General features: G+C 42.4%; 20 protein-coding genes and 1 tRNA gene. 11 read left to right on the forward strand and 10 right to left on the reverse strand.

Annotated features, from left to right (window positions below; translation table 11 throughout):
• Positions 1-217: 217 nt before the first annotated feature.
• From ACGHAV_RS16695 to ACGHAV_RS16725, 7 genes are all read left to right on the forward strand, one after another.
• Positions 218-2,695 carry a glycogen/starch/alpha-glucan phosphorylase gene (locus ACGHAV_RS16695; protein WP_334015049.1) on the forward strand — a complete coding sequence of 826 codons (2,478 nt, stop codon included), beginning with the start codon at positions 218-220 and terminating at the stop codon, positions 2,693-2,695.
• 317 nt (positions 2,696-3,012) lie between these two features.
• Positions 3,013-4,320, forward strand: a complete 1,308-nt coding sequence (locus ACGHAV_RS16700) for a putative bifunctional diguanylate cyclase/phosphodiesterase (RefSeq protein WP_390383260.1) — start codon at positions 3,013-3,015, stop codon at positions 4,318-4,320.
• A 147-nt stretch (positions 4,321-4,467) separates the two neighbouring features.
• Complete coding sequence (gene astE, locus ACGHAV_RS16705) at positions 4,468-5,499, forward strand: succinylglutamate desuccinylase (RefSeq protein ID WP_390383263.1); 1,032 nt, start codon at positions 4,468-4,470, stop codon at positions 5,497-5,499.
• Positions 5,492-5,893, forward strand: coding sequence for an HIT domain-containing protein (locus ACGHAV_RS16710; RefSeq protein WP_390383266.1), 402 nt, complete (start codon positions 5,492-5,494; stop codon positions 5,891-5,893). The genes astE and ACGHAV_RS16710 overlap by 8 nt, the downstream gene beginning before the upstream one ends.
• Before the next feature lie 86 nt (positions 5,894-5,979).
• On the forward strand, positions 5,980-6,306 hold the full coding sequence (locus tag ACGHAV_RS16715) for a heavy metal-binding domain-containing protein (protein WP_334015053.1): 327 nt from the start codon (positions 5,980-5,982) through the stop codon (positions 6,304-6,306).
• 55 nt (positions 6,307-6,361) lie between these two features.
• The gene (locus tag ACGHAV_RS16720; protein ID WP_390383270.1) at positions 6,362-8,776 is read left to right on the forward strand and encodes a prolyl oligopeptidase family serine peptidase; all 2,415 of its coding nucleotides are present in this window, start codon (positions 6,362-6,364) and stop codon (positions 8,774-8,776) included.
• Between the two features lie 134 nt (positions 8,777-8,910).
• Positions 8,911-9,357, forward strand: coding sequence for a hypothetical protein (locus ACGHAV_RS16725; RefSeq protein WP_390383273.1), 447 nt, complete (start codon positions 8,911-8,913; stop codon positions 9,355-9,357).
• 21 nt (positions 9,358-9,378) lie between these two features.
• Here ACGHAV_RS16725 and ACGHAV_RS16730 read toward each other — a convergent pair whose 3' ends face one another.
• From ACGHAV_RS16730 to ACGHAV_RS16755, 6 genes are all read right to left on the reverse strand, one after another.
• A complete protein-coding gene (locus ACGHAV_RS16730; protein ID WP_390383278.1) occupies positions 9,379-9,609 on the reverse strand; it encodes a DUF2897 family protein in 231 nt (76 codons plus the stop codon).
• Between the two features lie 40 nt (positions 9,610-9,649).
• The gene (locus ACGHAV_RS16735) at positions 9,650-10,336 is read right to left on the reverse strand and encodes a M15 family metallopeptidase (protein WP_390383281.1); all 687 of its coding nucleotides are present in this window, start codon (positions 10,334-10,336) and stop codon (positions 9,650-9,652) included.
• Positions 10,336-11,472 carry a succinyl-diaminopimelate desuccinylase gene (dapE, locus tag ACGHAV_RS16740; protein ID WP_390383284.1) on the reverse strand — a complete coding sequence of 379 codons (1,137 nt, stop codon included), beginning with the start codon at positions 11,470-11,472 and terminating at the stop codon, positions 10,336-10,338. The genes ACGHAV_RS16735 and dapE overlap by 1 nt, the downstream gene beginning before the upstream one ends.
• Entirely contained in the window at positions 11,466-11,813 is a 348-nt protein-coding gene (locus tag ACGHAV_RS16745; RefSeq protein WP_334015060.1) for an ArsC family reductase, read from the reverse strand. Before ACGHAV_RS16745 ends, dapE begins: the two co-directional genes overlap by 7 nt.
• A gap of 69 nt (positions 11,814-11,882) precedes the next feature.
• Positions 11,883-12,380, reverse strand: a complete 498-nt coding sequence (locus tag ACGHAV_RS16750) for a PTS glucose transporter subunit IIA (RefSeq protein WP_390383288.1) — start codon at positions 12,378-12,380, stop codon at positions 11,883-11,885.
• 5 nt (positions 12,381-12,385) lie between these two features.
• The gene (locus tag ACGHAV_RS16755; RefSeq protein ID WP_390383291.1) at positions 12,386-12,775 is read right to left on the reverse strand and encodes an ACT domain-containing protein; all 390 of its coding nucleotides are present in this window, start codon (positions 12,773-12,775) and stop codon (positions 12,386-12,388) included.
• A 403-nt stretch (positions 12,776-13,178) separates the two neighbouring features.
• On the opposite strand from ACGHAV_RS16755, the gene ACGHAV_RS16760 reads away from it, so the two are divergent.
• Positions 13,179-13,544 (forward strand): VOC family protein, encoded by a 366-nt coding sequence (locus ACGHAV_RS16760; RefSeq protein ID WP_390383294.1) that lies wholly within the window; start codon positions 13,179-13,181, stop codon positions 13,542-13,544.
• A 24-nt stretch (positions 13,545-13,568) separates the two neighbouring features.
• Here ACGHAV_RS16760 and hppD read toward each other — a convergent pair whose 3' ends face one another.
• Together hppD and hmgA are read right to left on the reverse strand one after the other, a co-directional pair.
• Positions 13,569-14,642, reverse strand: a complete 1,074-nt coding sequence (gene hppD, locus ACGHAV_RS16765; RefSeq protein ID WP_390383297.1) for a 4-hydroxyphenylpyruvate dioxygenase — start codon at positions 14,640-14,642, stop codon at positions 13,569-13,571.
• A 404-nt stretch (positions 14,643-15,046) separates the two neighbouring features.
• Complete coding sequence (gene hmgA / locus ACGHAV_RS16770) at positions 15,047-16,342, reverse strand: homogentisate 1,2-dioxygenase (protein ID WP_390383300.1); 1,296 nt, start codon at positions 16,340-16,342, stop codon at positions 15,047-15,049.
• Between the two features lie 321 nt (positions 16,343-16,663).
• Here hmgA and ACGHAV_RS16775 point away from each other — a divergent pair, with 321 nt between their 5' ends.
• The 3 genes from ACGHAV_RS16775 to ACGHAV_RS16785 all read left to right on the forward strand — a co-directional run bounded on the left by ACGHAV_RS16775 (position 16,664) and on the right by ACGHAV_RS16785 (position 18,536).
• On the forward strand, positions 16,664-17,086 hold the full coding sequence (locus ACGHAV_RS16775) for a MarR family winged helix-turn-helix transcriptional regulator (protein ID WP_390383303.1): 423 nt from the start codon (positions 16,664-16,666) through the stop codon (positions 17,084-17,086).
• A gap of 143 nt (positions 17,087-17,229) precedes the next feature.
• On the forward strand, positions 17,230-18,306 hold the full coding sequence (locus tag ACGHAV_RS16780) for a patatin-like phospholipase family protein (RefSeq protein ID WP_390383306.1): 1,077 nt from the start codon (positions 17,230-17,232) through the stop codon (positions 18,304-18,306).
• 153 nt (positions 18,307-18,459) lie between these two features.
• Positions 18,460-18,536 (forward strand) — tRNA-Val (locus ACGHAV_RS16785).
• A gap of 251 nt (positions 18,537-18,787) precedes the next feature.
• Here the strand turns inward: ACGHAV_RS16785 and ACGHAV_RS16790 are convergent.
• Together ACGHAV_RS16790 and ACGHAV_RS16795 are read right to left on the reverse strand one after the other, a co-directional pair.
• Complete coding sequence (locus ACGHAV_RS16790) at positions 18,788-19,609, reverse strand: hypothetical protein (RefSeq protein WP_390383308.1); 822 nt, start codon at positions 19,607-19,609, stop codon at positions 18,788-18,790.
• A 441-nt stretch (positions 19,610-20,050) separates the two neighbouring features.
• Positions 20,051-21,022, reverse strand: coding sequence for an integron integrase (locus ACGHAV_RS16795; RefSeq protein WP_390383311.1), 972 nt, complete (start codon positions 21,020-21,022; stop codon positions 20,051-20,053).
• Positions 21,023-21,245: the final 223 nt, after the last annotated feature.

The following is a 21,245-nucleotide window of genomic DNA, read 5'->3' on the forward strand; positions in this document are numbered from 1 at the left end:
CAAAAAACATTCACCCTGCCGTCCTTTTTGTAAATAGAATGTTAAAAAGCGCATGAATACATACGAATTCATGCGCTTTTTTGTAATTTTAACAAAGTTTTTACAACATCATCGGTTTTGCACTGCTATATTGCTGTCATATTCTTAAGATATTATGTAATTAAATTACACATTGTGGTGGTTACCACTTTTTTATTCACTAAGAGTGAGAAGCAAAATGAACGCTAAAGCGACCAAGACGCAAAATTCTCCCGTTATCGATAAAGCGGCTTTTAAAGCAGCCGTTGTTAAACATCTACACTGCACGCTAGGCACTGATGAAAACAAAGCAAACAACCATGCCTGGTGGAAAGCAACGTGTGCTGCTATTCAAGAACAAGTGCTGGAAGGCTTACGCAAAACGCAAAAAAGCCACTATGTAAACGACACTCGAGCAGTGCACTACTTCTCAGCTGAATTCCTTATGGGCCGTTTGTTGTCTAACAACCTACAAAACTTTGGTTTGTTTGACGTAGCAAGTGATGCTCTAAAAGAGCTAGGCGTTGAAATCTCAGACGTACTTGAAGAAGAGCCTGATATGGCACTTGGTAACGGTGGTCTGGGTCGTCTTGCTGCATGTTTTATTGACTCTTTAGCCACCATGGAATTACCAGCAATTGGTTACGGTATTCACTACGAGCATGGTCTTTTCCGCCAAGAAATTAAGAGCGGTGCGCAGATTGAGCGCCCAGATAGCTGGCGTGACTACGGCAACCCTTGGGAAATTTGTCGTCCAGAATCAATTCAAGAAGTGTCGTTGTACGGTTACGTAGAAACTAAATACGGTGAAAACGGTCGCGTTCTTAAAGAATGGCACCCTGGTTCTATCGTTAAAGGTGTTCCATGGGATATCCCTGTAGTTGGTTATGAGGGTAAAACCGTAAACGTACTGCGTTTGTGGCAGTCTGAAGCATCAGATTACTTTAACTGGGACGTATTCAATGCGGGCGGTTATGTAGATGCTCAGCGTGAAAATGTGTCGGCAGAAACCATTTCAAAAGTACTTTACCCGAATGACGAAACTGAAGCAGGTAAAGAACTTCGTCTTATTCAACAGTACTTCTTCTGCTCTTGTTCACTGAAAGATATTATCCGCCGTTACAAGCGTGCTCATGGTGACGATTGGAGCCGTTTTGCAGACCAAGTCGTTATTCAGCTTAACGATACTCACCCTGCTATTGCTGTTCCAGAGCTTATGCGTATTCTTGTTGACCGTGCAGAGCTAGGTTGGGATGAAGCGTGGGCAATTTCTACAAAAGTATTTGCTTACACAAACCATACTCTTCTTCCTGAAGCGCTAGAAAAGTGGCCTGCGCGTATGATTGAAAAAATCTTGCCGCGTCACCTAGAAATCATTTATGAAATCAACCACCGCTTTATGGCAGAAGTTGATAAGAAATGGCCTGGCGACAATGCTATGAAGGCAAAGCTTTCTATCATTGAAGAAGGTAACGAGAAAATGGTTCGCATGGGCCACCTTTCAGTTATCGGTTCATTTGCGGTAAACGGTGTGGCAGAAATGCACTCTCGTTTGGTTAAGTCATCGTTGTTCCCAGAGTTTGACGAGCTTTACCCTGGTAAGCTTACTAACGTGACGAACGGTATTACACCACGTCGTTGGTTGAAAGCATGTAACCCAGCGTTGTCTAAACTAATTGATAAGAAAATTGGTGATGACTGGCCACGCGATCTGGATAAACTTCAGGGCCTAGCGAAGTTTGCGGGCAACAAAACGTTTCAAAAACAGTTTATGAAAGTGAAGCTTGAGAACAAAGAGTTGCTAGCAGAAGAGATTCGCAAGTCACTTGATTTAGAAGTAGATGTAAACGCTATTTTTGATGTTCAAATTAAGCGTCTTCACGAGTACAAGCGTCAGCACCTTGCATTGCTGCACATTATGGCACTTTACCGTCGTATTCTAGAAAATCCAGACTACGATATGCATCCACGTGTGTTTATTTTCGGTGCAAAAGCGGCGCCAGGCTACAAGCTAGCTAAAGACATTATTTATGCAATCAACAAGGTTGCTGAGAAGATCAACAACGATCCTCGCGTCAACAACAAAATTAAAGTGGCTTTCTTGCCAAACTACCGCGTATCGCTAGCTGAAAAGATGATTCCTGCTGCTGACGTATCTGAGCAAATCAGTACGGCAGGTAAGGAAGCGTCGGGTACCGGTAACATGAAGCTTGCGCTAAACGGTGCGGTTACCATCGGTACACTAGATGGTGCAAACGTTGAAATTGCCGAAGAAGTTGGCGACGACAACATCTTTATCTTCGGTTTAACGGTTGAAGAAGTAAATGAGTTGAAAGCAAACGGCTACAACCCATACGACTACTATTACCAAGACGCTGAAATTAAAGCAGTACTAGATTGGCTAGAGACTGACTACTTCACACCAGGTAAGCCAGGTGCGTTAGTATCTATCAAGCAAAGTCTTCTTGATAATGGCGACCCGTACATGGTGTTGGCAGATTTCCGTGCTTACTCAGACGCGCAGATCGCTGTTGATGCTGCGTATCGTGACAAAGAGCGCTGGGCAGAAATGGCCATTGTTAATACTGCAAGAATGGGTAAATTTACATCTGACCGCTCGATTAAAGATTATGTAGAGCGTGTTTGGAAACTATCTGCATGTAAAGTAGAAAGTTAATATTATACCTTTAGAACAAGAGCCCAGCGATGAGATATGCGCTGGGCTTTTTTATTTCAGTTACATTATTAGACGTAAGTATAAAATTCGTCAATTTGTAGTAAATACGGGCTGTTTAGTTTTGATTTGCGTCCTAAAACCCGATAAATTGACGCTTCATATACGCGACAACACACATCACACTTAGTTGGGTGTAATAAACTATAAAGCCGTATATATATTCATACGTTACCGTCGTTGCACCTTTATATGCACCATGGTCTGATATACGAAGTTGTTTTTAGTACCTAGGCGCAGTTTGCGTAAGGAAAACATGCATGAGCCAAGTTCATACATCGCTAGCAACGATCCCCAATCGTTTTGCATTTATAGACAGTGTCTCGAGACAAGCGTCTCGCTGTACTTCATTGTCTTTGATGCTAGTAGATGTGGTGAGGTTTTCTGACGTAACAACCAGCCTTGGTATTCATATTGGCGACCGATTTTTGCTAGAAATCGCTAACCGAATTCAATCGCTTTTCGGTAGTAGTGCATCTGTAGGGCGCATCAGTGGCGACGTGTTTGGTATTGTTTTTCCAAACGAAAGCAATGACGTGATTATGCGTCGAATGTTTGAGAGACTCGTTGAGCATTTCAAGACCCCCATGCACCATGAAAATAACGCGTTTATTGCCGATTTCAATGTGGGTGTGGTGAGCGCTCAGCGTACAGGCTTTGACATAACTACGTTTGTATCCCGAGCTGAAACTGCATTAAAACAAGCCAAAGAAAATAAATACGACAACTATTTTGCGCTTTCAACAAAAGACAAAATGGATACTGGTCGAAGCCTTGCGCTAAAAGCAGACCTAAAACGAGCGCTAGCCAACGGCGAGTTAGAGCTATACTTCCAACCAAAGGTTGATTTATCCACCCTTCAAATTGTGGGGGCAGAGTGTTTATTACGTTGGAATCATCCACTTGATGGTGTGTTGTTCCCAGGACCTCTTATTGAAGCGGCTGAATCGTATAACATGATGAATGAATTGGGGTATTGGACGCTTGAGCAAGCTTTCAAAGCCTTGGCTAACTTCGATTCTCACCGCTTAGACATTACACTGGCAGTAAACATTTCTCCTACACAGCTGTACGACAATCAGCTGGTTCCAACGCTAAAGTCACTGAGTAGCCACTACAACATGCCGTTGTCTCGTATAGAGTTAGAGCTAACGGAAGATGTTGCGTTATCAAATAGCTTAATGGTGAAAAAACAACTAGACCAGTTACGGTATTTAGGCGTTTCAATCTCGGTAGACGACTTTGGAAAGGGCTACTCAAATTTAGCGTATATACGTGACTTAGATTTAGACTCGCTGAAGATTGATAAGTCATTTGTTATGGAGCTGGAGCAACATCCTGTAAACCGCGCAATCATTGAGGCCGCTAAGATTATCGGGCAGGCAAAAGGTTGTAGTGTGGTTGCAGAGGGCGTAGAAACAATCGATCAACTACATATATTGCGAGAAGTAGGCGTGTCGCAAGGGCAGGGGTATTTGTTCTCACGCGCTGTGCCGCTAAACGACTTTGTGATGCTAACGCAGCAAGATATTATTATTGGCCATTCACCTAGAAGACAGAATGCGTAATCTTTAAAGCCGAGCACGTAGCTCAAGTAAATGTAAATTTCCTACCACGACTTATACCTCCTTTATTCTTCTAAATTTTCCATTCAAGATGATTTTGTAAACTGCAGTCGATAAACTATAGGCACTTTTGTTCAATATGGTTTATTCATGCAAGCACTTATCGAAAATGGCAACTTTCTCTCTTTATCTCGCCGTTCACCAGAGACATTTTCAAATAGCACTGAGTTTACGTTAAATAACGGCACTCACGTTGAAATATCTGCACCAGGCATTATTAGCTTTTTCCCTAAGCGCAATGCCGACAAGGTTAAGCAGATAGTATTGTCTTGTGGCGTTCACGGTAACGAAACTGCGCCAATTGAGATTTGTGACGAGCTCGTTCAAAAAATTCTTAAGGGAGAGTTAGTTCTTGCACATAATGTGCTGTTCTTGTTTGGTAATCTTCCCGCTATGGATATTGCAGAGCGTTTCGTAGAAGAAAACATGAACAGATTGTTTAGTGGTGCACATTCACAGGGTGAGGGCCTTATTAACCAAGAGCGAGTACGTGCGAAGCAGCTTGAAGATGCGGTAGCTGGTTTTTATGCAAGAGGCGAAGGCACGCGATACCATTACGATCTACACACTGCCATACGTGCGTCGAAAAACGAGAAGTTTGCCGTATATCCTTTCCTTCACGAAAGAAAGCACAGTAAGGGCCAGCTTGCATTTCTGGCAGCCTGCGGCGTGAGAACCATACTACTCTCAGAAAGTGCCACCACAACATTTAGCTACTACTCATCGTATCAGCACAATGCTCACGCGTTTACTGTTGAACTTGGTAAAGTGCGCCCGTTTGGTGAAAACGATATGAGCCGGTTCGCCGATGCGAAAAAAGCCATTACGTCTTTAATCTCACAAGATGATTTTACGCCTGAAATAGACACAGAAACATTAGACATATACCGTGTTAATCAGGTCATTAATAGACACGAAGAAGATTTTCAGCTGCATTTCGACGACGATACGCCAAACTTTATGGATTACGCAAAAGGTACGATACTGGCCAGTGAAGCGGGCGCTGAATATGTAGCACAGCAAGATGGCGAGGCCATTGTATTTCCTAATGCAAAAGTTGCCATTGGTCAGCGTGCTCTGCTAACGGTAGTGCCTACGACGTTGGACGATTTAGATGTTTAAGCTTGATAACCGTTTACAAAACGATACACATTTTGTCTGCGATTTAAGTCTTTGTCGTGTACTGTTAATGAATGATAGTCAATTCCCTTGGCTCATTTTAGTGCCTATGAAAGCTGATATGGCAGATATCATAGACTTGTCTGAAGAAGAACAGCGCATGTTGTTGGAAGAGTCTGCCCATGTATCAAAGGCTATGAAAGCGCAGTTTTCACCGTATAAACTGAATGTGGCTGCTATTGGCAATGTGGTACGTCAACTTCATGTGCACCATGTCGCACGATTTGAAGACGATGTAGCGTGGCCTAAGCCTGTTTGGGGTAACCAGCCCCCGTTGGCATACTCAGAAGAAAAAGCGCAAGCACTGCTTAAACAGCTTCGCGATGCGTTATTGTAATAAGACAAATACGTGTTTACTTGGGCGTTTTAATAGACGTGCAATAGCTCGTGTATAAAAGACGAATAAAATAAAAGGAGTTATCTATGATAGTGTCAACAACGCCTACGTTAGAAGGGCATAAAATTGAAGCGTACTACGGCATAGTGGTAGGCGAAGCCGTGATGGGCGCGAACGTGTTTAAAGATTTGTTTGCATCAATTCGCGATATTGTTGGCGGTCGCTCAGGATCGTATGAGGAAGAGTTGACCCGCGCGAGAAAGCTTGCGTTTACCGAGTTAGAGCATGAAGCGCGTAGCATGGGAGCGAATGCAGTTGTGGGCATCGACTTAGACTACCAAGTTATCGGTGATAAAGGCAGTATGTTGATGGTAAGTATCAGCGGTACAGCAGTAAAAACCACGCCTTTGTAATTCGCTAAAAACGCGTTGCTTTAGATAAACCATCTCCAAAACATAAGGACTTACCATGCCAGGAAAATGGCTAGCGCTTTTGTGTGTGCTGTGCATTGGGCCGCTTCAAGCGCAAGATGCACTTCAATATCAAAAACCCTCTGAAGAAATTCTCAACCTTGTAGACGTAACACTGGCTCCCGCCACGTTGTTAGATGATGCACAAGATAACATGGTGCTCATCTTTCGCGATAACTATAAGTCTATTGATGACTTGTCAAAAGAGGAGCTGCGTCTCGCAGGCCTTCGCATTGATCCCGTTACCAACATTGGTAGTCGTGTTACCTATTACAACAAGCTTGAAGTAAAACGCGTCGGTGAGCAAAAAAGCAGTGTGGTGAAAGGCTTACCATCGGCACCTAAGCTAGCAAACTTCAAATGGTCACCCGATCAACGCTTTATTGCATTTACACACACCACTAAACAGCAAGTAGAATTGTGGGTGTTAAGTATTGAAAAAGCCTCGGCAAAACGCTTATTTAGCAAGCCAATCAATGCCAATATGGGTGATGCAATAAGTTGGGATGCTGACGGTAAATCGCTGCTGGTAAAAGTAGTACCAAGCGACAGAAAGCCATTAATTGATACCAGTATAGCGGTACCAACAGGGCCAACCATTTCAGTGAGTGATGGTAAAAAAGCACAAAATAGAACGTACCAAGATTTACTTAAGAATAAAAACGACGAGGCTAATTTCGAGCAGTTAGCACGCGCTGAAATGTATCGCGTTACCCTTGATGGTAAAGCGGCGCTGTGGCGTAAAGCGGGTATGTACGGTGAAGTAAGTGTTTCACCAAGCGGTGATTATGTGATGGTGCAAGAGTATCAGCGACCGTTTTCTTACCTTGTGACGTATCGTCGTTTCGGACACACAGTTAATGTTTACAACAAAGACGCGAAACTTGCCAAAACGATTGTTTCAGTGCCTTTAATTGAAGATTTACCACAAGGCTTTATGGCCGTTAGAACGGGTCCAAGAGATATACAGTGGCGAAACGATAAGCCTAACACTATCGTTTATGCAGAGGCCTTAGATGGTGGTGATCCAGAAAAGGAAGTGGCGCATCGCGACAAATTAATGCAGCTTTCAGCACCATTTAGCGGTGACGCAAAAGAATTACTGAAAACAGAGGACCGCTTTTATCAATTTATTTGGAAAGACGACAGCCTAGCTATTGCACGAGATTATTGGTGGAATACGCGAAATACAAAAACCTATGTATTTAGTCCTAACCAAAGCAGTGCGGCGCGCATAATTTCAGACCGCAGTTATCAAGACCGTTACAGCGACCCTGGTAGTTTCGTAACGAAGAAGAATGCATTTTTTAAAGATGAGCTTGTAGTAAAAGACAACAGTGTTTTCCTACTGGGTGATGGGTTCACACCAGAGGGGCAGTTTCCATTTTTGGATAAGCTCAATTTAGATTCACTGGAAACCACACGTTTATACACGTCAGAACTTGAAGGTAAATATGAAAATTTACGAGAGTTTAATATAGAAGAAAACCGTCTTCTTGTGCGAATTGAATCAAAGCGCGATTATCCAAACTATTATTTTAGAAACCTAGATGATAAATCGTTAACGCAGTTAACCGAATTTGCTAATCCGTTTGAAAGTATTCAAAACGTTAAGAAAGAGGTTATTAGCTATAAGCGCGACGACGGCTTGGATTTAACCGGTACTTTGTACTTACCTACAAATTACGTAGAAGGTGAACGTTACCCAATGATTTTGTGGGCGTATCCAAGAGAATTTAAAGATAAATCTAGCGCTGGGCAGAATACGCAAAACCCAAATAGCTTTACTTATCCGTGGTATGGCTCTCCTATTTATTGGGTAACTAAGGGTTATGTTGTATTGGATGACGCGTCTTTTCCTATTGTGGGTGAAGGTGACGAAGAGCCTAACGATACATTTAGAACGCAACTTGTCGCCAATGCTAAGGCTGCTATTGACGCACTGGATGCCAAAGGGCTTATTGATAGAGAGCGCGTTGCAGTAGGTGGTCATAGCTACGGTGCTTTTATGGTGGCTAATTTGTTGTCGCATTCAGATTTATTCGCGGCAGGTATAGCGCGTTCAGGGGCATATAACCGCACCCTTACACCATTTGGCTTTCAGTCTGAAGAGCGTCATTATTGGGACGCACCAGAGGTGTACTACACCATGTCGCCGTTTATGCATGCTGACAAAATGAAAACGCCATTGTTATTAATTCATGGCGAAGCTGACAATAATTCAGGTACATATCCCATGCAAAGCGAGCGTTATTTCAATGCACTTAAAGGCTTAGGCGCGGTCACAAGGCTAGTGATGCTGCCAAAAGAGAGCCATGGCTATCGTGCAAAAGAAAGTGTGCTTCACACACTTTGGGAGCAAGATCAGTGGCTAGAAAAGTACGTGAAGAATAAAGCCGTTAAAGCTGATTAAAAGCAGAATGCATACACTGTCTAAATAGAATAAAAAGGAAGCGTAAGCTTCCTTTTTCATATGCTTAAATTATCGACATACCACACATAGAACCCTATACTTTAACGTACAATGTGTGTTTGGAAGTTAGTAACATGGAAACAAGTAAGTTTGGCGCACACGGTGAGGTAAAGGCTTCTTTTGACCCTCGTCAAAACATCCTCTTTATTGATCTTATCGGTCCATTCAACTTGGAGTTTATGAGTAGATACGAAACTGTAGTAGGTGCTCAAAGGGCCAAAATAGAATCTCCATGCTGGGCAAGCCTAGTTAATGTAAATGGCTTAGGCCTTGCGCCTATGGCTGCTACAACAAGTGCTCACGATATTGTAGATAAGGCAGAAGTAAAAGGGTTGATTGCTACAGCTATTATTCTTAACGAAACCGAAGGGCTTGAACTTCAAAAGAAATTTTGGACACGGCTTTATACGGGCTCATCGTTACCCTTCTCTTTTTTCTCAAACAAAGAAGATGCATTAGCGTGGCTTCAACAGCATATTGATAGTTGTGAGCAAACGACGAAAGCAGGGCGTTTAGCATAACCTGCTTTAAACACGCACTTGCTACCAATCGTCTTCGTCATCGAAACCGTTTTTCTTCTGCTCTGAATTGTTGGCGTTATAAACGTCAACATGGCATTTACTCGTGTTATCTCCTTTAACTTTCCCATTATCATCAACCGATTTAGAAGGCGTAGGAAATTTAAATTTGGCACTATATTTAAGCAGTGTAATATTGCCAACTATCACACCAAGTACCAGTAAGATAATAACTACTGTCCAGGTTACATCCATTACTCTTTTCCTCTATGGACTTAACGACTTTATTGTTAGCTTATTTACCGTTGCCGTTATTTAACACGTAGCGCGGGTACAGAACTTCAAGTAGTGAAAGAATAGTGGTTTTACCTTCTATATCGCTTTGCGCTAACGCGTTTTCCAACGCGGCAACGTTTCTAGCGTCTTCAAACTGTAACGCGGTATCAGCATGACTTAAATGCCAAGGCTCCCGTGCCACGCCGCCCTTATGCTTATTGAAAGGGCGGAAAAAGCCAAAACTTGCCATGTTTTCCTCAAGCCAAGAAGCAAGGGAATAGCATGGCCCGCCTTCTTCGTATTCACTTTCCACCAAATTAAAGTGTCCATCCCAGTTTTCAACCGACGATTTGTCATACACATCGAAATCGGTACCCCAGTGATGACGGCTGCCTCCAGGGAGGGCAGACCACATTAAGATAGCATGTAGTTTGTCAGTGTTGCTTAGCGCGCTAGAAACCAGTGGTTGGCTATTTTCATCAAGTATAGGGGCTTCTCCGCGCCATTTTCTATTAAAAATAGCTAGCTGGCGGTCAAAGTTGCGGTAGCTACTTACTAGCTGCAGATCTATCCCGTCACTTTTTGCTGCTTGTTGCATTGCCTTGAAGCGTTCAAATACATCAGGATGCAGCTTATCATTGATGCCGGCATCAACAAGATAGTCATTGTGCTGGCCTAACCATTGGGTGTCTTTAATACGGCGCATTACTTTGCCAGCAGGCGCTCTAGAATGCCGAAGTACATATCTGCGAGCAGTTCTAGGTCAGCCATTTTTACGCACTCGTCAATTTTGTGAATGGTGGCATTTACAGGCCCTAATTCTATAACTTGTGCTCCAGTAGGCGCTATAAAACGTCCATCAGAGGTGCCGCCGGCAGTAGAGAGTACTGTAGGAGTTCCTTTCACCGCTTCAATTGCACCTTGCGTTGCTTCAAGTAATGCACCAGTATCGGTTAGAAATGGCTGTCCGTTAAAAGTCCACTTTATGTCATAGTCTAAGCCGTGCTTATCTAAAATAGCGAGTACACGGTCTATGAGTATTTGGTCGGTCACTTCGGTTGAAAAACGGAAGTTAAAACAAACGTGCAATTCACCGGGAATAACGTTACCTGCTCCCGTGCCGCCGTGAATATTAGATATTTGGAAACTGGTAGGTGGGAAAAAGTCGTTACCGTTATCCCAATGCGACTTTGCAAGTTCGTCTAAGGCAGCCGCCGCAAGGTGCACAGGGTTCTTAGCAAGGTGAGGGTAGGCGACGTGACCTTGAACACCTTTAACCACTAAATCACCGGTTAATGAGCCTCTGCGTCCATTTTTTACAATATCGCCCACTTCGTCTGTGGATGATGGTTCACCCACCACACACCAGTCTATTTTCTCGTTGCGCACTTCAAGTGTGTCGATAACACGGGTAGTGCCGTTAATGAATGGACCTTCTTCATCACTGGTGATCAAATACGCAATGCTGCCTTTATGGTCAGGATACTTAGTCACAAACTCTCGGGTTGCAACAAGCATAGCTGCAAGGCTACCTTTCATATCAGCTGCGCCACGGCCATGCAGGTAGCCATCTTTTTCGTTAGCCACAAATGGTGGCGTCTGCCATGCGTCTTCAGGTCCACTCGGTACTACATCTGTGTGTCCTGCGAAACAAAAAAGTGGGCCTTGGCTACCACGTCTTGACCATAGGTTAGTCGTATCTTCAAACACCATGGTCTCGTTGTTGAAACCTAGACTACCTAAAAAGTCCTTCATGGCGTCTTGGCAGCCAGCGTCTTCAGGGGTAACCGAGCGGCGGTTTATCAAGTTTTTTGCAATATCAATAACCGAGTCGTTTAACAAAATATTTCCTCGTACTGAGCGGGTTTAAAGCCGATGTGAAAGGCATTGTCGTGATGCAGTATGGGGCGTTTAACCATGGCGGGGTGAAGCTCAAGAAGTGCTAGCGCTTTGTTTTTATCTATTGATGCTTTCTCTGCCTCGTCTAGCTGTCTAAACGTCGTTCCGCGTTTATTTAGCATAACTTCCCATCCAAGCTCAGCTTCAGCTTGCTTTAAAAAGTCGGCACTAATACCGTCTTTTCTATAATCGTGAAATGTAAAAGTAACGTTGTTATCTGCTAGCCATTTTTTTGCTTTTTTAATGGTGTCGCAGTTAGGGATTCCATACAGGACTGTACTCATTGAATATTATCCATACTACTTGTTGTTAGTTAATCATTATCGGTTTTCGCTGAGTGCGAGATAACGCAATTATAGATAAAGCGAAAGCAATGCGTCTTCGCCCGCCTCAACGTATTTTGCGGTTGTAGGTAGAACGCCAATAAGCGCCTTGACGTTCGCTACTGTCATTATACAAACATTCGACACACCTTTCTGCTTCAACCATCCAGTATTAACCGTAAATAATGTGTCGTTCTTCGCGAAACGCACGCCCTTATTTAATGCACAGGTAAATTTTTCACCCATTAAGTGATGGGTGTCTTCGCCGAATTTGATTCGACATTTTAAGCCTACCGACGATTTTATTTCGATGGCGTAATCGAGGGGCGATACATTTAATACAATACCGTCGAAGGGCGCTTTGATAACACTTGCAGTAGAGCTTATGGCTGCGCCGGGGCCCATGAACCCATTACGTAAAAGCTTATCGTTTATGTTTTGGAGCTCAATGACTTGGCCAGACAAAGGGCTGGTTATTGTAAAGTGTTTTTTAAACTCGTCGGGTTGGCAAGTTAACAATTTATCCATCACCGCTATGCATCCTCGTTAACGGTGTACCCTGCTTTTTTTAACGCACTTACGGCGTCTTTAAGTTTGTTGCCTTTCACTAAGAAAAAGTCTGTGTCGAAGGTAGAGACAACAAAAATAGGTACCTTAGCCGCAGCAAGTACTTGACCTATCTGCGCCATTATTCCAATCAAAGAAAGATGCAAAGGTCCTAATAACTCAAGTGCTTTCCAGCCTTCGTCACAATCAAGTGAATCGACTTCAACGGAATCGGGTACCACGATCGATAACTCTTCTTCTGTTTTACCCAAGAAAAAAAGTGGGCTTTTCAACACAGAGGAAGGAATGTCGCTTTCTGGGTCCAGACTGTGAATTGTAAATAAGTCGTCACGAACTAATAGTGTTTGTTTTGGCATGCGATAACGAAAAAAAAGAAAACATCGAAGGTACATTCATTAAACCACTAACTGTGATTAAGTGCTACGTGTTATCCACTTAATCTGTGGATAAGTTTGTTGAGTAGTTTGGGGCTTTGGTTTAAGTGTCTAATTTTAAATGAAAAAATAAACTGTACAAACAATGTTCAGTGGATAACATTATCCAAATTGCAAGCATTTTCCACAGGCGTTGTCTACCATGAAATTGCAAAATGTTTATTAATTTTGCAATTTCTTGTCTTGACAATGCAGTGTGTTTTGCGCGTTTCCTAATTCAGACATCGCAGTTACCTCACAGAAACAGCCCTCAGGGTATACGTCATCTGATTGATGTTCTACATTGTGTTAACAAGGTTAGAAAACAACAATAAAAGGAGCGGTAATGTCTGAAGCGTCGTGGTGCGATATTACAACTGAAAATGCCGAAGCGTTGGTTGAGTTTTACGAGAAAGTGATGGGTTGGAAAAAAGAGCCTGTTGATATGGGAGGGTACAGCGATTACGTAATGATGAAGCCTGATGGTACGCCAGTAGGTGGTATTTGCCATAAAAAAGGCGTGAATGAAACGCTACCTGGTGGATGGATAAACTATTTTACGGTAGCAAACTTATCAAACTCGCTTGAACATGCAGAGTCGCTTGGCGGCAAGAGAGTGGGCGATGTAAGACACCACGGCAAGGACAGCTTTTGTGTAATTCTTGACCCAACTGGGGCACCTTGTGCGCTTTATGAAAAAGGCAGCGATTAAGCTGCCTTCTCAATGGGTGTGTGGTTATTTATTTAATACGCCACGGTTCACTTGGTCGCGCTCGATTGACTCGAATAGCGCCTTAAAATTACCTTCACCAAACCCTTCGTCTTGCTTACGCTGAATAAATTCAAAGAACACTGGGCCAAATACGGTTTCAGAGAATATCTGCAGTAACAGTCTTGGCTCGCCGTTCTCTGTTGTACCGTCTAGTAAAATGCCGCGTTTTTGCAGTTCATCTACATTTTCACCATGACCAGGTAGACGCTCTTCAAGCATATCGTAATATGTGTTTGGTGGAGGCGTCATAAACTTCATGCCGCGCGCTTTTAGCTTATCTAAACATGCGATTAGGTCGTCGCAGGCAAAGGCAATATGTTGAATACCTTCACCGTTATACTTCATTAGGAACTCTTCTATTTGGCCACCACCGCCAACAGCTTCTTCGTTCAACGGAATACGAATTTTTCCATCTGGTGCCGTCATTGCTTTAGATAACAGACCTGTATATTCGCCCTTAATATCGAAGTAGCGAATTTCGCGGAAGTTAAATAGTTTCTCGTAGAAACCTGCCCAGTAGTTCATACGACCGCGATATACGTTGTGCGTAAGGTGATCAAGCGTATGGAAACCACAGCCCTTAGGATTTCTTTCTACGCCTTCAATCCAGTTGAAGTCGATATCATAAATTGTATTTTCGCCTTCGTAGCGGTCGATAAGATAAAGACGAGCACCGCCAATTCCTTTAATAGCTGGAAGTCTTAGTTCCATTGGACCGGTTTGGGTGTCCATTGGCTGTGCGCCGCGTGCTAGTACTTCTTTGTATGCTTTTTGTGCGTCTTTTACACGAAATGCCATACCACATGCTGACGGGCCATGTTCTTCTGAGTAATAATCGGCATGACAGTTCTTGTCGTAGTTACTTAATAAATTGATGTCGCCTTGGCGCCACAACTCAACGTCTTTTGATTTGTGTCTTGCTACTAAAGTAAAGCCCATTGCTTCAAAGATTGGCTCTAAGATACCTTTCTCAGGTGCAGTGAATTCTAAAAATTCAAACCCGTCTAATCCAATTGGGTTGTCGAATAAATCAGCCATGGGTACTTCCTCAACGTGAAACTTTTAAAGTAATTGTGAGACGATTGTAATGGGGGCGTAAATTCTCGCGCAATAGCATGGCTGAATGAAGTGTAAACCTGTTGGAAAGCCTAGGTGTAACGAAATCTTTTCACCTTGGCGTGAGGTTATAAAGTTGAAGAGGTGCTATTGTTTAAGTTTTTGAATATTAAAGAAAAGTATAATTTGTGAGGCGTTGTTTTAGTGTGCAGATAACAGTACACATGCCATGATCAACACTAACGTGGGCGTTACTACACGCCCACGTTAGTGTTGATTTTAGTGCCTAAGATACGTGCCCCAGCCAGTGCCTAAGTAAGCATGCAAATAAGCGCCCGGCCATATGCTAATAAAGGCGTCATGTGTCGGCCTAGCGGGTTAATGGCTTACTTTTTACCGTCGTAGTATTTTTTAAGCCCATCCCAGCAGGCAAGGTAATTGTGTTGTCTAATGTCTGAATTCATCGCAAATTCGCTCGGTGCAATGGGGTAACGAGATTCAAACATGAATGCCAACGTGTTTTCGTACCGCTGTGGTGAAAGGTCTGCATTAGACGCTTTTTCAAAGACTTCGGCTTCCGGACCGTGTGGGGTCATGCAATTATGCAAACTCATTCCGCCTGGCACAAAACCATGCTCTTTTGCGTCGTACGTTCCCTCAATTAAACCCATAAATTCACTCATAATGTTGCGATGGTAGTATGGCGGGCGGAACGTCTGCTCTGCCACCATCCAGCGAGGTGGGAAAATAACGAAATCTACGTTCGCTGTGCCTTCAAGTTCTGACGGCGAGGTAAGCACAGTAAAAATAGAAGGGTCTGGGTGGTCGAAACTCACGGTATTTATCACGTTGAAGCGACTAAGGTCATACTTATAAGGGGCAGAGTTTCCAACCCATGCAACAACGTCGAAAGGTGAGTGTGACAGCGGGGCTTCGAATAAATTGCCACAATATTTATTAATTACTGTATGTGGGGTGTCGTTTTCTTCAAACCAAGCTGTAGGGTATTGAAAATCTCGCTGGTTTGCATAACCGTTAGCACCAACAGGACCACGCTCTGGCAGTACAAATGGATGACCATAGTTCTCGCATATGTATCCACGTATAGGTCCATCAATGGGCGTAATAGAGAATCGAATGCCGCGCGGAATTACCAGTATCTCGCCTTTTGAAACTTCAAGTTTACCTAACTCTGTACGTACTAACATATTACCCAATTGTGGTACAAACAGCATTTCGCCGTCAGACGAGTAAAACACTTTGCTATCCATGCATTTATTTGCTGTGTAGCAGTGGATACCCATACCAATTTGTGTTTTTGCATCGCCATTTGATGCAATGGTCACAAGCCCTTCTACAAAATCCGTAGGTGCTTCAGGCAGCGCTACAGGATCCCATCTTAAAACGTTAGGCGGGCAAGGTATGGCTGTTTCAGGTGCAGTTCTAATTAAACCATTGTCTATTTGTGTGAAGTCACCCATAGCAATAGATGGTCGTAAACGATATGTCCATGTTCTTCTATTTTCTGCGCGGGGTGCAGTAAATGCGGTAGAACTAAATTGTTCGGCATAAAGCTTATAGTTAACCTTTTGCGGGCTAAATTGCCCTTTAGGAAGCGCATCGGGTAGTGCTTCGGTTTCGTGCTCGTTATTAAAGCCTGTAAGGTAAGTTAGGTTTTCCATAAGCTGTCCATGTTCAGTTGTTATTACCAACAGTAGACCATAAGTTTTCTGTTGGCATTTATCGTTTATAAATTAGTTACAAATGAAACTATTTGATTTAGGCTAGTGGGAATTAGATGTGAAATCAATGCATAGCACTTATTTATGCTGTAGGAGGGGGGCCTTTTACGTTGTAAAAACTTTACAGAATGCCCTCTGAAGCGCTTAATCTTTTAAGTGCTTAGCTTTGCCAGTGTCTAGCACTTCCACTGCATTGGTGTCACCAATTAAAACAACGAAACAGTAACGCTTAAAAAAGAAAAACGAAAAAGGTAACGGGCAATGAAATTAGAGGACATGCTAGCTTACAAAATGGCAATGGCTGCCAGTGATTTAAGCGAATCTTTGTATAACGTATACGCAAGCTACGGTCTTGTAATGCCAGAGTGGAGAATAATGGCCACATTAGGACATTTTTCGCCAGACAGCAAAGTAATGTCTGCAAAAGCATTATCACAGGCCACACGGCTTGACAAAGTGAGTGTGTCTAGAGCGTTGAAACGCATGGAACATAATGGCTTAATTTGCAAAACGCTGTCGAAAAATGACGGGCGATTTTTTGATGTGGCACTTAGTCCACGCGGAGAGGCGATGTACAGTGAGATCATTCCTAAAATAACACTGTGGCAACAAAGCAAACTCAAGAATATCACCGATAGTGAGTATGAAATATTTTTAAAAGTGATAGAGAACTTCAGCGCTTGAATAATCTGTTGATCCCTCGATTTCTCTGGTCTGACAAGCAATGGGTTGCCATGCTGGTTCGTTACTTTTACCGCTTTAGCTGATAAATTCCATCGAAATAGACAAATATCGCAATTTAATTATTCGCCTTAAAAGGAAATGTAGTGGCACCACTTGAAGTTTACGCAGGGGCTAACGCCATTAAAACCATTCAAAAGCAGGGTTTTACACCAGACATTTTTAGTTATTTTCTAGGTGCTTCAGGTGGACCCAAATGGTTTTCGTTAGCAGGTTTAGATCGCGTTTTGTTTCCAGAATGGTTCGCCAATGTAAATCATCAAATTCATGTAATTGGCTCGTCTGCTGGTGCCTTCAGAACCATTTGTGCGGTACAAGATGACCCACTAGCAGCAATAAATAGGTTAGCTGAGTCATATTCAACAACCACTTACAGCAGCAATAAACCTACACCAAGAGAAATAACACAAAAAGCCGAAGACTTGTTGAAGTACATGGTTAATGATGAGGGTAAGCAACAAGTTTTGGCAAACTCACGATTTAAAGCGCACCTTATTGTTGCCAAGTGCTTGGGCGCCACACGGTTCGAAAGTAAAGTAAGGCAGTTATCTGGGCTTGCGATGAGTGCAGCGGTTAATACAGTGAGCCGTAAAAACTTAAAACGCCTGTATCAGCGATACGTATTTTCAACGCCAAATACTGATTTTTCTATAAACGACCCTTATAACTTGCCTACGCATTATCATGCGCTAACTCAAAATAATATCCACAGCGCATTATTGGCATCGGGATCAATTCCGGTTGTTATAGAAGGTGTTACCGATATAGAAGGTGCGCCTGCAGGCATGTATCGCGACGGTGGCATCATCGATTATCACTTTGACTTGTCTTTTGGGCCAGATGACGGCCTTGTGCTATACCCGCATTTTTACAACAAACCCATTCCAGGCTGGTTTGACAAAGGGTTGAAGGGCAGGGTGCCGCATCGCTCATCTTACGACAATGTTGTTATGCTAGTGCCGTCGGCATCGTTTGTTGCAAACTTGCCTTACAGCAAAATTCCAGACAGAAAAGACTTTGAAGTGTTAGATGCGAGCACGCGCATTAAGTATTGGCAAACAGTGTTAAAGGAAACAGACAGGCTTGGTGAGTATTTCATGAACGCTGTACACGATGGGTCACTGGTTAATAGTATTAAGCCGTTACCGTTTAATCAAAAGTAGCTAATAAGATAAACACTGCTGACAAATTAGTCACTTAACGCTGTAGTAGGCAACTTTTGCTTGCAGGGCTGCAGTAGGCTCAGTATTATACGCGGCGTTGATAGGCACTCGCCGCGCCGATTTATATCTACAAGGCATTCAACAAAACAATATGCGTCTATAGCTCAGTTGGTTAGAGCGCTACCTTGACATGGTAGAGGTCCCCTGTTCGAATCAGGGTAGACGCACCATCTATTTTTCTTCCAAAAGTTTTTTCTAGCGTTATTTTAACAATATTTGATTTTCTTAACTCATTGACGACACTGAATTAATCGGTTTTAAACAGTATTTTCAGAATTTCTGTTTCTTTTCGTTTTTTCCTCTGAAAACAGATGAATGCTGTCAGGATGGTCACGTGTGGTCACAATTCGTGACCATCCGTGACCAAATCTAGACTTCACTCCCTCGTTATTTGCCGTTAAAAAGCCATAGAGATTTCCTATTACGGCATTTTGTATTTAACAAAGTCACCCATGAATATTTCCCAATTCTGCTTCGCACAGCCACGCATTAAATTGTGCAATGCTGTTTTTTCATGAGGTTTTAGTGAAGTGGCGTTACGAAATAATATGCTGTTTGAAAATATGCCGTAACCGTTTGTCGCGCAGTTAACATTAAACAACGTGACCCCATCAATCGATGCAAATGCAATATATTCATTACCGCTAGTATTTCTGAAGAATAAATGCAGGCGTACTTGATTATCTAAAAGTATGAAGTGGCCATCAGAAGAGAATAAGTCGTCTTTTAACCGTAAATTTGGATGAGCGCACAGAAGTAATAGGGATTCGGCAGAAATAGACATTTCTGATTCAAAGGCGTATTTCTTAACTTTTACGAGCTTTAAACAGCCGTTTTTTAATGTTGAGCGATGCATACCTTTTTCAGCAGAAGCTTCTTTTAAGCTGCCAAATGTGCTTCCTTCTGAATCTGTGACAATTAAGACATTGCTATGGCGAGTAGGGGAGTGACTCGGCAAGTTAAGCCACTCTCTAATGCGTCTGCGCCTTAGAGATAAACGCTTACCTACACTACCTGGTTTTATTTTCTCTTGAGCCGCAAATTGTTTTATACGGTCTTGATAGTTCATCGTTGGCAGCTTTCGCTCTACAATTTCAAGCGCTTCATAGATGTTCCATCCGCAGCGGATTCGCTCGAGCACTTTATCACTATTTAATCCAAAGGCTCTGGCTGCTGCGGACAAGCTATTGTAGACCTGGCCTTGTACTTCAACTTGCTTATTTTTAGATACATGAAATGTCACGGAATTACTCCTTTCAGTTAAATTCCATAACAGTGTGTTAAGTTTTACGTAAATTTTTGAAATAAATGTGGTAATGCAAACGTAAAGCTTGAGCTTAAGTGCAAAGATTAAGGAATTAGTTGCTTTCTGTTCGCGAAAATTACGGTCGGTAAGGTATAGGAGTATTTGAGTTAACGTAATTGGTGGACGTTCACTATAAGCGGCGAGACTGCCACTTTTAAAGATAGCTATCACTCTACTGCTGATTAGGAAAAGTGCTTCTGTTTTTCATAATCTTACTATTAATGCACCGGTCGCTATGAGCGTAAAGCGGAAGCTAGCGCTTTCTATTTATTAAAGCCACTTTTACCAATAGCAGACGTTAACTGCCACTAAATAAAGTCACAACTTCAGGTCCATTGCTTAGGTATTCGCAATAACTAATAGCTGAAAATTGCTTCATTAAAGTAGCTTACTCAATGGGCTTACCACTCCATTAGCACCTTGTTGTAAAACATGGGTATATATTTGTGTTGTTTTAACGTCTGAGTGACCGAGTTGGCTTTGCACAGTACGAATATCTGCTCCACTTTGAAGTAAATGCGTTGCGAACGAGTGTCTTAGCGTATGAGGTGTAATTGGTTTAGTAAGTTGTGCTTTTAACGCAGCTTTTTTAATCGCTTTGCGCACACCAGTGGGATAAAAGTGATGTCGTCTAATTTCACCTGTTTCTGGATCTGCACTTAATTTATAAGAGGGAAACAAATATTGCCATGCCAGAGATTTATTTGCGGATGGATATTTACTAGCAAGGGCATTAGGCATCCAAACCCCCGCGTATTGCTCGTTCTTTATATCAAGTAGCAGATAATCATTGACCTGCATAATCTGACTTCTTAATAAAGGAATTAACTCAGTGGCTAAAGTCACTATGCGATGCTTATTACCTTTACCATTCCATATCCGAATACTTTTATAATCAAAATCAATATCTTGAACACGTAATTGGACAGCCTCCATCACGCGTAAACCGCTACCATACATTAACCCTGCGATTAAGTAATAGCGTTTATCTAAAAATGACATCAACAATTTTACTTCGTCAGGTGTCATAACAATGGGAAGTTTTTGCTGTTTTTTACTACGTACAAATACAAGGTCGGGCGATAACTCTTGTTTTATGATGTGTTTATATAAAAATGCGAGCGCATTTAAAGCCGTCGCTTGGGTTTTAGGTGATACATTTTTCTGCAAAACCAAATAGTCTAAATATTTTACGACCTCATTATCCCCCATAGATGTGGGGTGCCGCCTGTCGTGATAATTAATAAACCCAGCAATCCATTTCAGGTAAGTGTCAACCGACCGTAAAGAGTATTGTTTGGTTAACATGTAATCTATGATTGAGTTTAAAAATGGCGAGCGTGTTTTCATAACTATTCCATCAAAAATTAAACTGTATTAATATACAGTCTGGTGGCTTTGCTCCAATAGTCAAGAAAACGAGCTAATGGGTCGTTTTCTACTTTTTGTCAAAAGATGATTTTTCTAAATATAACTGTTTAGCAATGGCTTAAGATGTATGATAAAACTGGTTTAATCAGATAAACGACCCAGCCAATGGTAGAAAAACGACCCATTGGGTCGATATTAAATT

It is taken from the genome of Alteromonas sp. MTD1, assembly GCF_042848195.1.
Taxonomy (GTDB): Bacteria; Pseudomonadota; Gammaproteobacteria; order Enterobacterales; family Alteromonadaceae; genus Alteromonas.

Bases quoted from the DNA above. Each gene is read 5' to 3' on its own strand.
- ACGHAV_RS16710 (WP_390383266.1), top strand. From the start codon at position 5,492: ATGTTTAAGCTTGATAACCGTTTACAAAACGATACACATTTTGTCTGC.
- ACGHAV_RS16735 (WP_390383281.1), bottom strand. From the start codon at position 10,336: ATGCGCCGTATTAAAGACACCCAATGGTTAGGCCAGCACAATGACTAT.
- ACGHAV_RS16750 (WP_390383288.1), bottom strand. From the start codon at position 12,380: ATGGATAAATTGTTAACTTGCCAACCCGACGAGTTTAAAAAACACTTT.
- hppD (WP_390383297.1), bottom strand. From the start codon at position 14,642: ATGGCTGATTTATTCGACAACCCAATTGGATTAGACGGGTTTGAATTT.
- ACGHAV_RS16715 (WP_334015053.1), top strand. From the start codon at position 5,980: ATGATAGTGTCAACAACGCCTACGTTAGAAGGGCATAAAATTGAAGCG.
- ACGHAV_RS16795 (WP_390383311.1), bottom strand. From the start codon at position 21,022: ATGAAAACACGCTCGCCATTTTTAAACTCAATCATAGATTACATGTTA.
- ACGHAV_RS16700 (WP_390383260.1), top strand. From the start codon at position 3,013: ATGAGCCAAGTTCATACATCGCTAGCAACGATCCCCAATCGTTTTGCA.
- ACGHAV_RS16720 (WP_390383270.1), top strand. From the start codon at position 6,362: ATGCCAGGAAAATGGCTAGCGCTTTTGTGTGTGCTGTGCATTGGGCCG.
- ACGHAV_RS16695 (WP_334015049.1), top strand. From the start codon at position 218: ATGAACGCTAAAGCGACCAAGACGCAAAATTCTCCCGTTATCGATAAA.
- astE (WP_390383263.1), top strand. From the start codon at position 4,468: ATGCAAGCACTTATCGAAAATGGCAACTTTCTCTCTTTATCTCGCCGT.
- ACGHAV_RS16755 (WP_390383291.1), bottom strand. From the start codon at position 12,775: ATGCCAAAACAAACACTATTAGTTCGTGACGACTTATTTACAATTCAC.
- ACGHAV_RS16730 (WP_390383278.1), bottom strand. From the start codon at position 9,609: ATGGATGTAACCTGGACAGTAGTTATTATCTTACTGGTACTTGGTGTG.
- ACGHAV_RS16745 (WP_334015060.1), bottom strand. From the start codon at position 11,813: ATGAGTACAGTCCTGTATGGAATCCCTAACTGCGACACCATTAAAAAA.
- ACGHAV_RS16775 (WP_390383303.1), top strand. From the start codon at position 16,664: ATGAAATTAGAGGACATGCTAGCTTACAAAATGGCAATGGCTGCCAGT.
- ACGHAV_RS16760 (WP_390383294.1), top strand. From the start codon at position 13,179: ATGTCTGAAGCGTCGTGGTGCGATATTACAACTGAAAATGCCGAAGCG.
- hmgA (WP_390383300.1), bottom strand. From the start codon at position 16,342: ATGGAAAACCTAACTTACCTTACAGGCTTTAATAACGAGCACGAAACC.
- ACGHAV_RS16725 (WP_390383273.1), top strand. From the start codon at position 8,911: ATGGAAACAAGTAAGTTTGGCGCACACGGTGAGGTAAAGGCTTCTTTT.